The organism is Streptomyces sp. S3(2020) (genome assembly GCF_013044505.1).
In the GTDB taxonomy this organism is placed as follows: domain Bacteria; phylum Actinomycetota; class Actinomycetes; order Streptomycetales; family Streptomycetaceae; genus Streptomyces.
The window spans coordinates 1-11,953 of record NZ_JABERD010000083.1 but is presented as its reverse complement, the minus strand read 5'-3'; the positions used below and the strand labels follow the sequence as shown (position 1 = coordinate 11,953).

At 71.5% G+C, this 11,953-nt stretch carries 8 protein-coding genes; 4 read left to right on the top strand and 4 right to left on the bottom strand.

All coding sequences use genetic code 11. The annotated features are described in order from the left end of the window. On the top strand, nt 1–2,685 hold the full coding sequence (locus HLK59_RS25280) for an SUKH-4 family immunity protein (RefSeq protein ID WP_171143790.1): 2,685 nt from the start codon (nt 1–3) through the stop codon (nt 2,683–2,685). A gap of 191 nt (nt 2,686–2,876) precedes the next feature. Continuing rightward, on the top strand, nt 2,877–3,761 hold the full coding sequence (locus HLK59_RS25275; RefSeq protein ID WP_240982633.1) for a cellulose-binding protein: 885 nt from the start codon (nt 2,877–2,879) through the stop codon (nt 3,759–3,761). A 36-nt stretch (nt 3,762–3,797) separates the two neighbouring features. Here the strand turns inward: HLK59_RS25275 and HLK59_RS25270 are convergent, their stop codons facing one another. From HLK59_RS25270 to HLK59_RS25255, 4 genes are all read right to left on the bottom strand, one after another. Continuing rightward, nucleotides 3,798–5,417: a cation acetate symporter gene (locus HLK59_RS25270; protein WP_171143789.1), complete on the bottom strand. Its 1,620-nt coding sequence runs from the start codon at nt 5,415–5,417 to the stop codon at nt 3,798–3,800. After that, complete coding sequence (locus tag HLK59_RS25265) at nt 5,414–5,776, bottom strand: DUF485 domain-containing protein (RefSeq protein ID WP_171143788.1); 363 nt, start codon at nt 5,774–5,776, stop codon at nt 5,414–5,416. The genes HLK59_RS25270 and HLK59_RS25265 overlap by 4 nt, the downstream gene beginning before the upstream one ends. A 221-nt stretch (nt 5,777–5,997) precedes the next feature. Next, complete coding sequence (locus HLK59_RS25260) at nt 5,998–6,516, bottom strand: GNAT family N-acetyltransferase (protein ID WP_171143787.1); 519 nt, start codon at nt 6,514–6,516, stop codon at nt 5,998–6,000. Between the two features lie 19 nt (nt 6,517–6,535). After that, nucleotides 6,536–8,047, bottom strand: a complete 1,512-nt coding sequence (locus HLK59_RS25255; protein ID WP_171143786.1) for an MFS transporter — start codon at nt 8,045–8,047, stop codon at nt 6,536–6,538. 422 nt (nt 8,048–8,469) lie between these two features. Here HLK59_RS25255 and HLK59_RS25250 point away from each other — a divergent pair, with 422 nt between their 5' ends. Beyond that, nucleotides 8,470–9,258 (top strand): ABC transporter ATP-binding protein, encoded by a 789-nt coding sequence (locus HLK59_RS25250; protein WP_046257571.1) that lies wholly within the window; start codon nt 8,470–8,472, stop codon nt 9,256–9,258. Then, complete coding sequence (locus HLK59_RS25245) at nt 9,255–11,822, top strand: ABC transporter permease (RefSeq protein WP_171143785.1); 2,568 nt, start codon at nt 9,255–9,257, stop codon at nt 11,820–11,822. Before HLK59_RS25250 ends, HLK59_RS25245 begins: the two co-directional genes overlap by 4 nt. Nucleotides 11,823–11,953 lie beyond the last annotated feature (131 nt).

The following is an 11,953-nucleotide window of genomic DNA, read 5'->3' as shown; positions in this document are numbered from 1 at the left end:
ATGGTGACCTTCGCGCAGGCGCAGGAGCGCGCCGAGGAGTGGATCAACGGGGATGTGCCCTCGTACCAGCATCGTGAGGTGCGGGTGCGGGAGTTCGAGCTCGGCTTCGTCGTGTGGGCGGAGGACCGTGCGGACGGGCCGCGCTCGGACGGTGGTGCGCAGCGGCTGGTGATCGCCCGGGACAGCGGTGAGGCCACGTTGTGGCCCTCGCTGCCGGTGGGTGAGGTGATCCGCCGTTACGAGGAGGAGTACGGGCGTGCCGCCGACGACGCCGCGGCTGCCACGCCGGCGCCCGCGGCTCGGGTCGATCTGAATCAGACATCCTTCTTGTTGACGCCGCCGGAGTGGTTGCAGGAGGCGGCGGATCAGCTGGGGATTCCGGATCGGCGGGGCGGGACCGGTGCCGGTGCCGGGAGTGCTGGGCGGTCCGGTGCCGGTGTCGGGGCTGGGGCCGGGGCTGCGTCCGGGGCTCTTCCCGAGACGCAGGCCGGGGTGCCCGTGGGGGCGCCTCCCGCGTCGGGGGTGCCTGCCGGGGCCACGCCGTGGGCCGGGACGGACACCAACGCGGATGCGGGGGACGACCGTTCCGTACCGCTGCCCGCGACCGTGTTCGCGCCGCCGTTGAGCGGTACCGACGACGACACTCCGCCGCCCGCGACGCCTTCGGACGCCCACACGGCGCTCATCTCGGGCGGGAGCCAGCTGCCGCCGACGGCGCTCGCGCCGGCGCTCGATGATCCGAATGCGCCGGGTGCGCCGGGTGCACAGGGCGCCCCCCAGGGGAGCACGCCGCCTCCGGGTGGTGCGGTGCCGGGTGGGTCGGCCTACGGCTATCCGGGAGCCCCGGGTGCGCCGGGTACGCCTCCGCCGGGTGTGCCGCAGGGCAGTACGCCGCCGCCTGTCCCGGGTCCTCCTTCTTATGGGTATCCGCAGGGGCCCGGCGGTGCGCCGGGTGCGCCGGAGCGGCCGCTCGCGCCGAACGCCGGGGACATCGCCGACGCCGCCACGAGCAAGGCGTCGCCTCCGCCGCGTCGGGGCGGCGGCTCGACCACGCCGCCTCCGCCGGGCAGCCCCGGGGCGCCGGGCGCGCGGCCGGGCGCCACGCCGCCGCCCGCGCCGGGTGCGCCGGCGGGTGGGTATGTGCCGACACAGCTCGTCTCCGCGCTGGGGCCCAACGGACTTGAGGGCGGGCCCGCCGGGCCGGCCGCACCGCAGCCTCCGGGCGCCCCGGGTGTTCCGGGCGCGCCCACTCCGCCGGGTGCGCCGAATCCGCCCGGCGGTACGCCTCCGGGCGCTGTGCACCATGCCGCCACGATGCTCGCCGACCCCGGGCGCATGGGCCCGGGAGGGGGCGCGCCGCAGCCTCCGGGCGCCCCTGGCATGCCGGGTGCGCCCGGCGCGCAGATGCCACCCGGTGCTCCTGGCGCACCGCACGCTCCTGGTGCCCCGGGCTTCCCCGGCGCACCGCATGCCCCCGGTGCCCAGGGCTCTTCAGGGGGCGCGCGTGGTGCTGTCCACCACGCGGAGACGATGCTGGCGGCGCCCCCCGTGGGCGGCCCCGGCGTGCCTCCGCCGCCGCAAGCCCCCGGCGCACCCGGTGTTCCGGGTATGGCTCCGGGCGCCCCCCAGCCGATGCCGCCCGGTGCCGTGCCGCCGCCCGGACAGCCCGGGCCCGGTCAGCCGTCGGCGTACGGCTATCCGCAGCAGGGGCAGCCGACCGTCGGTCCCGGGTATCAGGCCGTCCTGCGCTACCGCGCTCAGGACGGGTCGGAGCAGCAGCTGATCCGGCGTTCGGCGCCGGGCACGCCGCACCCGGAGTGGCAGATCTTCCATGAGCTGCGGGGGATGAACGTCCCGCCGGACCAGGTGCTGGAGCTGCACACGGAGCTGGAGTCGTGCGAGCTGCCGGGTGCGTACTGCGCGCGGATGATCCGGGAGCAGTGGCCGCAGGCGCGGATCGCGAGCATCGCGCCGTACGGCACGGATCACGCGAGCCGGCAGCAGGGGATGCGGCAGTTGCTGGCGCACCAGGGTGAGTTGCACCAGGTGGCGGACGGGCCGGCGCGTCCGGCGCCCGTCCGCGCCCCGCTTCCCCCCGTGCAGCCGGCGCCGCCGATCCCGCCGGAGGGCATCGCGCAGGAGATCGCCGGGGCGTTCGGGCCGGGGGTCTTCCGGTTCGAGCAGGCCGCGGTCTCCCGGCAGGGCGTGCCGCCGGTGGTGGCGCACTCGCTGGTGGTGGCGGGGCTGCCGATGGACATGGGCCCGTTCTTCTGGGCGCAGGCCCAGCCGGGGCGGCCGGTGCCGACGCTCGCCGAGCTGGCGCACGAGCGGGGGGTGCAGCCGGCGGCGGACGCGGGGTCGTACCTCGTCATGGGCAGTGACTTCGGCAAGGCGATCTGTGTGCAGTACGGGACGGCGAACATCGTCGCCGTGCCGGTGGAGGCGGGTCCGGGCGGTGCGCCGGTGCCGCCGCAGTTCGTGAACACGGGGCTGCCCGAGTTCCAGCGGTGCCTGGCGCTGCTCGGGCGGATGTGGCGGCTCAGGTTCGGGCTGAACCAGGAGCAGGCGGGCCGTTGGACGGTCGACTTCCAGGCCCAGCTGGCCTCGCTCGACCCGGCGGCGCTCGGTTCGCCGGAGAGCTGGTGGTCGGTGCTGCTGGAGCAGATGTGGGACGGCCTGCTGTGAGGCGCCGCCTTCCCTGATCCCGACCTGAAGGAGCCGGGCCCGGTCATCGCGACCGGGCCCGGCTCTTCGTTGTCGGGACGACGGCCGTGACCTCTGTGCGGAGTGTCGCGTTATGCACATTTCTGCCTGATACATCAAGATGTGCGCGAAATCTTCATTTCGCACACATCTTGATGGAGAGGGGTCCCAGGATGAGCGGCACACCCGTCCCGTCCCACGGCTTCATGGCCGTACGGCGTGGCTACCGTCCCGAGCAGGTCGACGCGTACGCCGCGGCGCTCTCCCAGGACCGCGACGCCTCCTGGGAACGCGCCGCCCGCCTCACCGTGCTCGCCAAGGAGATGGAGGCGGAGCTCGTGTCGTTGCGCGAGCGGGTCGCGCGGCTCGCCCCGCAGACGTACGAGGCGCTCGGGGAGCGTGCGCGCCGGCTCTTCCAGCTCGGGCAGGAGGAGGCCGCGGCCGTGGGCGAGGGCGCGCGACACGAGGCACGGCGCCTCGCGGAGGCGGCGCAGGCGGGTGCGAACGGCGTGCACGATGCGGCACAGGCGCACGCCGACGTCGTACGCGCCGATGCGGAGGAGCGGGCCCGTCAGCGTCTGCTCGCCGCCCGCGCCGAGGCCGACGAGATCCGCGTCGCCGCCCGGCGTGAAGTGAAGGAAGGGCGCACGGAGGCGCTCGCCGCGTTGCGCGAGGTGCGGCAACGCACCACCGGGATGCTCGTCGAACAGGACAAGGAGCACGCCGAGCGCTGGGCCGAGGCGGAGCGCGAGGAGGCCGAGCGCGCGGCGGCGCTCGACGTCCGGCACGCCGAACAGGTGGCGCGCGCCGAGGCCGCGCTGTCCGAGGCGAAGCAGGCGTTCGCCGACGCGGAGGCCTCCACCCGGCACCGCCAGGAGGAGGCACGCGTACGTGCCGCCGAGATCCTCGCCGAGGCGCGCGTGCGCGAGGACCGGATCGCCCGCGAGACGGAGCGTGTGCTGCGTGAGCACGGGGAGCGCTGGGACGACGTACGCGCCCACATGGACCTCGTACGCAACAGCCTGACGACGCTGACGGGACGCGCACCGGCGGAGTAGGGCGCGCGCCCGCCCAGGGGGCGCCCGGCCCCGCGCTCACTCCCCCCTGCGCACTGCCCCCGCCAGGATCCACCCCTCCACCGCTTCGTACTGCCGTCGCTGTTCCTCCGCCTTGCGCCGCCCCGACACCGCCGTCCCGAGCCAGCCGAAGGCGAAGCCGGCCGGGATGGAGACGAGGCCGGTGGTGGTGAAGGGGAACCAGTTGAAGTCGGCGCCGGGGAAGGCGGAGACGGGGGAGCCGGAGACGAGGTTGGTGCCCGGCATCAGCAGCAGCACGGTCAGGGAGCCGCCGATCAGGGTGCAGAGCAGGCCCGTTCGGGTGTAGCGGCGCCAGAAGAGGCCGTAGACCAGCGCGGGGGCGATCGCCGAGGCGCCCAGGCAGAAGGACAGGGTCACCAGGGGTTGCAGGCTGCGGTGCTGGACCATCGTGGCCAGCAGGATCGCCGGGATGCCGACGGCCAGCGCCGAGACCCGGGCCAGTGTCATCTCGCGGCGCGCGGAGAGTTCCCGCCCCCGGACCGCGAAGACGTCGTGGGCGAGGGAGTTGGCGCAGGCGAGGATCATGCCGGCGACGGAGGCGAGCAGGGTGAGGAAGATCGCCGTGGTGACCGTCGTGAACAGCAGGGTCTCCGCCGTCGAGACGTCCGCGCCGAACACCGCCCGGGAACCCAGCAGATACGCCGTGTTGCCCTGCGGGTCCGCTCCCGCGATCGCCGCGCGCCCGATGAGGGCGGTGGCCCCGAAGCCGACGATCGTGATGACGAGCACGAACAGGACGACCGCCGACACCGCCCAGGACATCGAGCGGCGCACCTGGCGGGCGCTGGAGGCGGTGTACATGCGCATGGTGACGTGCGGGAGGCAGGCGCCGCCGACGACCACCGTCAGCTGCGAAGTGATCATGTCGAGGCGGGGGTTGGGCCCGCCCGCGAACTGAAGCCCCGACTCCAGGAAGGCCGGCCCCACCCCGCTCTGCGCGGCGGCGGCGTCGAACAGCGCGCCGGGATCCCAGTCGAACCGCTGGAGCACCAGTACGGCCACCACGGCGCCCGAACCGAGCAGCATCACGATCTTCAGGATCTGGATGAGGGCGGTGCCCTTCATCCCGCCGATCGCCGCGTAACTGATCATCAGCACGCCGAGCCCGACGATGCAGCCCGTCTGGAGCCCCTCGCCGGAGAAGCCGAGGATGAAGGCCAGCAACTGGCCCGTTCCCGCGAGCTGCACCAGCATCAGCGGCAGCAGCGCCGCGAGGGTCACCGCGCACGCCGCGATCCGCACGGAACGCCCGGGCATGCGCCGCGCCAGCGCGTCGCCCATGGTGAACCGGCCCGCGTTGCGCAGGGGTTCGGCGAGCAGGAACATCAGCAGCATCAGCGACAGCGCGGTGCTGAGGGCGAGCACGATCCCGTCGTAGCCGCACAACGCGATCACCCCGCCCGTGCCGAGCACGGTCGCGGCGGAGATGTAGTCGCCGGCGATGGCAAGGCCGTTGCGCAGCGGGCCCAGGGAGCCGAAGCCGGTGTAGAACTCGTCCAGGTCGTCCCGGTCGGGCCCGGTCATCACGCACAGCAGCAGCGTGATCGTGGCGATGGCGGAGAACGCCACCAGGGACATCGCCTGCGCCGAGTCGCTGAAGCCCGTCTGTCCCGTCATCGCGTCGCTCCCCGCTTGGCGTCCAGCGCGGACTGCTTGCGGATGCGGTCCGCGAGCGGGTCGACGTAGGACCGGGCCGTGCGCTCGTACAGGACGATCGCCAGCCAGGTGATGGGGAGTTGGAACAGGGCCAGCAGCAGACCGGTCGGGGGTGTGTCGCCGATGCGGCTGGTCATGAAGGACGGGGCGAACGCGGACAGGACGAGGAAGAGGGTGAAGTAGCCGAGCGCGGTGAGGGTCGCGACGCGGCGCTGCCGGCGGTAGGCGCCGCGCAGGATCCGCAGATCGCTGTGGTGCCCGAGCGCCTCGCGGCGGGGACGGTGTTCTGGGGCGAAGGGCGGGAACGGGTCGTATGACATCCCGTGGCTCCTTGCGTGGCTCGGGCCCGGTGCGGACCGCAGGGAGTTGGAGAGGGGGGTGGGGTGAGCGGAGCCACGCACGTTACTCGTTGGTAGCCAGCAGGGCGAGATGCTTCACCAAACTGATTGGTCGGTATGCGCTTACTTCTCTGACCTCGGGTGTTACCCGGATTAACTCAGATTTTTGAGAGGTGTGAACGGCTACGTCAAGTGAACGAGCGCTACTGACGGTGGTGCTCTCCATGGCCGAGTCCCACGCGCGCGTAGCGGACGCCAGGGCGTTCCATCAGGGTGATGTGCTCGGTGAGCACGAAGCCGTTGCGTTCGAGGACGGTTCGGGACGCGGTGTTGTCCTCCGTCGTCTTCGCCGTCAGGGCGGCCAGGCCGTACGACGTTCCCGCCATCCGGCACAGCTCGGCCACCGCCGCCGTGGCCACCCCTCGGCCCGCGGTCCGTTCGCCGACGCGGTACCCCAACTCCGCCGTGCCGCCCGCCACATCCATCAGGTTGACGCGGCCGAGCAGTGAGTCCTCCTCGTCCAGGAGGACATGGAAGTGGCAGTCGCCGGACTCCTGTTCGTCCAGCAGGGCGCGGTGGCGGTCGGCGAATCCGCTCGGTGTGAAGTAGGCGTCGCCACGGTCCGGCACCGAGCGGGCGAAGTACCCCCGGTTCTCCCGCTCGAAGGCCAGCAGGGCCCTCGCGTGGTCCGGCCGCAGTCGCTCCAGTCTCAGTTCCGCCATGTCCGGCACCGTACGCATCTCACTCCGTGATCACCGGAAATTTCCGTGGGGCCAGCAGCAGGAGCACGATGAACGCCAGCGCCGCCGCCCCCGCCGCCCCCAGGTACACCGCGTGCACCGCGTCCGCGATCGCCCGCCGCAGGGGCTCCGAACCGGCGCCCGAATCCAGGGCGCGGGTCACGGAGTCCAGGTCGCTCGCGCCGCCGAGGCGGGCCGACAGCACGCCGTTGGCCACCGCGCCGAAGAGGGCGGCGCCGATCGTCTGGCCGGTCTGGCGGCAGAAGAGGACCGACGCCGTGGTCGTGCCGCGCTCCGACCAGACGACCGTCGACTGCACACCGATGATCAGGGGGAGTTGGAAGAGGCCCAGCGCGGCGCCCAGGAGCAGCATCAGGAGGGTCGGCTGCCAGGCCCGGCCGGGGTAGGGGAGGAAGGGGAAGGCGAAGAGGATCAGCGCCGCCGCTCCCATGCCGAGCATGGCGGTGTTGCGGAAGCCGATCCGCCGGTACACGTGCTGGCTGAGGGCCGCCGACACCGGCCAGCTCAGTGTCCAGATCGTCAGGACGAAGCCGGCCGCCACCGGTGCCAGACCCAGGACGGACTGGGCGTACGTCGGGAGGAAGACGGTCGGGGCCACCATCAGCAGGCCCAGCGCGCCCAGGGCCAGGTTGACCGCGGCGATCGTGCGGCGGCGCCACACCCAGCCCGGGATGATCGGCTCGGCCGCCCGGCGTTCGACCAGGACCACCACCGCGACCAGGGCGAGTCCCGTACCGAACAACGCCAGTGACGGGGCCGACAGCCACGGCCAGGCCACCCCGCCCTGCACCAGCGCCGTCAGCAGGACGCCTCCGCAGGCGAACACCGCCAGGGCGCCCGCCCAGTCGATACGGGGGCGGCGACCGCGGTCGGGGGAGTCCCGTCTCGGTTCGTGCAGGTAGCGGACGATGAGCCAGAGGGCGAGTGCCCCCACCGGCAGGTTGACCAGGAAGATCCAGCGCCAGTCCGCGTACGCCACGAGCAGGCCGCCCACGCCCGGGCCGGCCACCGCCGACACCGCCCACACCGTGGACAGCTTGGACTGGATCTTCGGGCGTTCCTTCAGGGGGTAGAGGTCGGCGGCCAGCGTCTGGACCGTGCCCTGGAGGGCGCCGCCGCCCAGGCCCTGCACGATGCGGAACGCGATCAGTGAACCCATGTTCCAGGCGAGAGCGCAGAGCAGGGAGCCGAGGAGGAACAGCGCGGCGCCCGCGATCAGCACCGGTTTGCGGCCGAAGGTGTCGGAGAGCTTGCCGTACACCGGGAGGGTCACCGTCACGGCCAGCAGATAGCCGGAGAAGAGCCACGAGAAGACGGAGAAGCCGCCCAGGTCGCCGACGATCTGCGGGACGGCCGTGGAGACGATCGTCGAGTCGAGGGCGGCCAGGGCCATGGCGAGCATCAGCGCGGCGACGACGGCGCCGCGGCGGTGCGAGTCCTTCGGGCCGCCGGCCGTCGCCGCGGGCTGTATCTCCGTATCGCCCTGGCCCATGAGATTCCTTCCCCCTGCATCTATCTGCCGCGCAACACCCTCTCACTTGACCCTCACGTCGCGGCAGGGTGCAGCCTGAGCGGGACGGAGGGTGGAGCGGACCCCTAGATCGACTCCACCCTCGGGTGGATCGCCCCTAGGGGTACCTCCGTACTACGGCTGGGGGAGGGCTCGTACCGCCGGAGGACGAGAAGGCACCCGGCCCGTCCTTAACCTGGCTTTACGCCGCTCGGGGGCGGTGTACCGCAGCGGCGGGGGTGGGGTTTTCCCCACCAGAAGACGGCGCTCAGCACCAGCGCGCCGGACCCCTCGCCGAGGCCAGACTCATCCACACAGCAGCACGTAACAGCAGCACGTACGACCCGGCACGGATCGACAGGGATCAGTGCGCGCCACTCGCTGACCGACTTAGGAGACATACCGTGACATCGGCTGTGACCATCACCAGGCACGGGGGCACTGGAGGGACTACGGCCGTTGCCGCGCGGGCGCGGCAGGTCGTCAAGGCGTACGGGTCCGGCGAGACCCGTGTCGTCGCCCTCGACCATGTGGACGTGGACATCGCACGCGGGCAGTTCACCGCGATCATGGGGCCCTCGGGCTCCGGCAAGTCCACGCTCATGCACTGCCTCGCCGGACTCGACACCGTCACCTCCGGGCAGATCTACCTGGACGACACCGAGATCACCGGGCTGAAGGACAAGAAGCTCACGCAGCTGCGCCGGGACCGGATCGGGTTCATCTTCCAGGCGTTCAACCTGCTGCCGACGCTGAACGCGATAGAGAACATCACGCTGCCCATGGACATCGCGGGCCGCAAGCCGGACAAGGCGTGGCTGGGGCGGGTCGTCGACACCGTCGGGCTGAGCGACCGGCTCAAGCACCGGCCCACCCAGCTCTCCGGCGGTCAGCAGCAGCGTGTCGCCGTGGCCCGGGCACTGGCCGCGCGGCCCGAGATCATCTTCGGGGACGAGCCGACCGGAAACCTCGACTCCCGTGCCGGCGCCGAGGTGTTGGGCTTCCTGCGCAGGTCCGTGACCGAGCTCGGGCAGACCATCGTGATGGTCACGCACGACCCGGTCGCGGCCTCCTACGCCGACCGTGTGCTGTACCTCGCCGACGGCCGGATCGTCGACGAGATGTACAAGCCGACCGCGGACGCCGTCCTGGACCGCATGAAGGACTTCGACGCCCGGGGGCGGACGTCATGACCGTCCTGAAGACCTCGATGCGCAACTTCTTCGCGCACAAGGGACGGATGGCCCTCTCGGCCGTCGCCGTCCTGCTGTCGGTCGCGTTCGTGTGCGGCACGCTCGTGTTCACCGACACCATGAACACGACGTTCGACAAACTCTTCTCGACCACCGCGTCCGACGTCACGGTCTCCCCGAAGGCGGCCAAGAGCGACGACACCCCGCAGAACGGCAAGCCCGAGTCGCTGCCGGCCGGCACGGTCCAGCAGGTGGCGAAGGCGGACGGCGTCAAGTCCGCCGAGGGCGCGGTCAGTTCGATGAACGTGACCGTCGTCGACAGCGACAACAAGAACATGGGGTCCTCGACCGGCGCTCCCACCATCGCGGGCAACTGGACGAAGAGCGACCTGCGTTCGATGGAGATCACCTCCGGACACGCGCCGCGCGGCCCCACCGAGACGATGGTCGACGCCGACACCGCCGACAAGCACGACCTGAAGATCGGTGACGAACTGCGCACCATCTCCGTCATCGGAGACTTCAAGGCGAAGATCGTCGGCATCGCCACCTTCAAGATCACCAACCCCGGTGCCGCGATCGTCTACTTCGACACCGCCACCGCACAGCGCGAACTCCTCGGCACCGAGGGCCGGTTCACCCAGGTCTACGCCACCGCCGCGGCCGGCGTCAGCGACACCCAGCTCAAGCGGAACGTCACACAGGCCCTGGACGGCACGTACAAGATCCAGACGGCCAAGGAGAACGCCGACGAGAACCGCGAGGACGTCGGCGAGTTCATGAACGTCATCAAGTACGCCATGCTCGGCTTCGCCGGGATCGCGTTCCTGGTCGGCATCTTCCTGATCATCAACACCTTCTCCATGCTGGTCGCCCAGCGGACGAGGGAGATCGGCCTCATGCGGGCGATCGGCTCCTCCCGCAAGCAGGTCAACCGCTCGGTACTGGTGGAGTCGCTGCTCCTCGGCTTCGTGGGCTCCGTCCTCGGCGTCGGTGCCGGCGTCGGTATCGCCATCGGGCTGATGAAGCTCATGGGCATGGCCGGCATGAACCTCTCCACCGAGGACCTCACGATCAAGGCGACGACCCCGGTGGTCGGCATGATCCTCGGCGTCGTGGTCACCGTCCTCGCCGCCTACCTGCCCGCCCGCCGGGCCGGCAAGGTCTCCCCGATGGCCGCACTGCGCGACGCCGGTACCCCGGCCGACGGCAAGGCGGGCCGGATCCGGGGCGTCATCGGGCTGGTCCTGACAGGCGCGGGCGGCTACGCGCTCTACGCGGCCGCCACCGCCGACACCGCGAAGGACGGCTCGCTGCTGCTGGCCGGCGGCGTGGTCCTGACCCTCATCGGCTTCGTCGTCATCGGCCCGCTCCTGGCGGGCGGGGTCGTACGGGTCATCAGCGCGGTGATCCTGCGGGCCTTCGGACCGGTCGGCCGCATGGCGGAGCGCAACGCTCTGCGCAACCCCCGTCGTACGGGTGCCACGGGCGCCGCCCTGATGATCGGCCTCGCCCTGGTGGCCTGCCTGTCGGTGGTCGGCTCCTCCATGGTCGCCTCGGCCACCAGCGAGCTCGACAAGTCGGTCGGCGCGGACTTCATCGTCCAGGGCAACAGCCAGCGGATCGTCCCGCAGGCCCAGAAGGCGATGGAGCAGAGCCCGGACCTGGCGCACGTGACGTCGTACAAGGAGCTGGAGGCGACTCTGACGACGCCCGACGGCAAGAAGGACGTCTCCCAGGTGACGGCGGCCGACCCGACGTACGCCCAGGACCTGCGCCGCCCGACGACGGAGGGCACCCTGTCCGCCGCGTACGGCAAGAACGCCATGTCCGTCGGCTCCGACTACGCCAAGGACCACGGCGTCCACGTCGGCGACACCATCACCGTCGCCTTCAAGGGCGGCGACACGGCGAAGCTCAAGGTCGCGGCCATCACCGACGACAGCGGGGCGCTGGACCAGGGAGCGCGGTACCTCAGCATCGAGACGATGAAGAAGTACGTGCCCGCCGACCAGATCCCGCCGAACTCGATGATGTTCGCCAAGGCCAAGGACGGCCAGGAGAAGCAGGCCTACGCCGCCCTCAAGGACGCGCTCCACGACTACCCGCAGTACCAGGTCCGCGACCAGACCGACTACAAGCAGGAACTGAAGGACCAGGTCGGCCAGCTCCTGAACATGGTCTACGGCCTGCTCGGCCTCGCGATCATCGTGGCCATCCTGGGCGTCGTGAACACCCTGGCCCTGTCGGTGGTGGAACGGACCCGCGAGATCGGCCTCATGCGCGCGATCGGTCTCTCCCGCCGCCAGCTGCGCCGCATGATCCGTATGGAGTCGGTGGTCATCGCCCTCTTCGGCGCCCTGCTCGGCCTCGGCCTCGGCATGGGCTGGGGCGCCACCGCCCAGAAGCTCCTCGCCATGGAGGGCCTGAACGTCCTCGACATCCCCTGGCCCACCATCCTCGGCGTCTTCATCGGCTCGGCTTTCGTGGGCCTCTTCGCGGCGCTGATCCCGGCGTTCCGCGCAGGCCGCATGAACGTCCTGAACGCGATCGCGACCGAATAGCCATATCGAACGGGGGAGCAACGCCCGGCGCCGAGAAGTCACGGGGGACTTCTTGGCGCCGGGCGTTGCTCCCCCGTTCGATATGGCTATTCGGTCGCGATCGCGTTCAGGACGTTCATGCGGCCTGCGCG

Coding starts and splice junctions, on each gene's coding strand:
- HLK59_RS25280 (WP_171143790.1), top strand. CDS start 1: ATGGTGACCTTCGCGCAGGCGCAGGAGCGCGCCGAGGAGTGGATCAAC.
- HLK59_RS25275 (WP_240982633.1), top strand. CDS start 2,877: ATGAGCGGCACACCCGTCCCGTCCCACGGCTTCATGGCCGTACGGCGT.
- HLK59_RS25270 (WP_171143789.1), bottom strand. CDS start 5,417: ATGACGGGACAGACGGGCTTCAGCGACTCGGCGCAGGCGATGTCCCTG.
- HLK59_RS25265 (WP_171143788.1), bottom strand. CDS start 5,776: ATGTCATACGACCCGTTCCCGCCCTTCGCCCCAGAACACCGTCCCCGC.
- HLK59_RS25260 (WP_171143787.1), bottom strand. CDS start 6,516: ATGGCGGAACTGAGACTGGAGCGACTGCGGCCGGACCACGCGAGGGCC.
- HLK59_RS25255 (WP_171143786.1), bottom strand. CDS start 8,047: ATGGGCCAGGGCGATACGGAGATACAGCCCGCGGCGACGGCCGGCGGC.
- HLK59_RS25245 (WP_171143785.1), top strand. CDS start 9,255: ATGACCGTCCTGAAGACCTCGATGCGCAACTTCTTCGCGCACAAGGGA.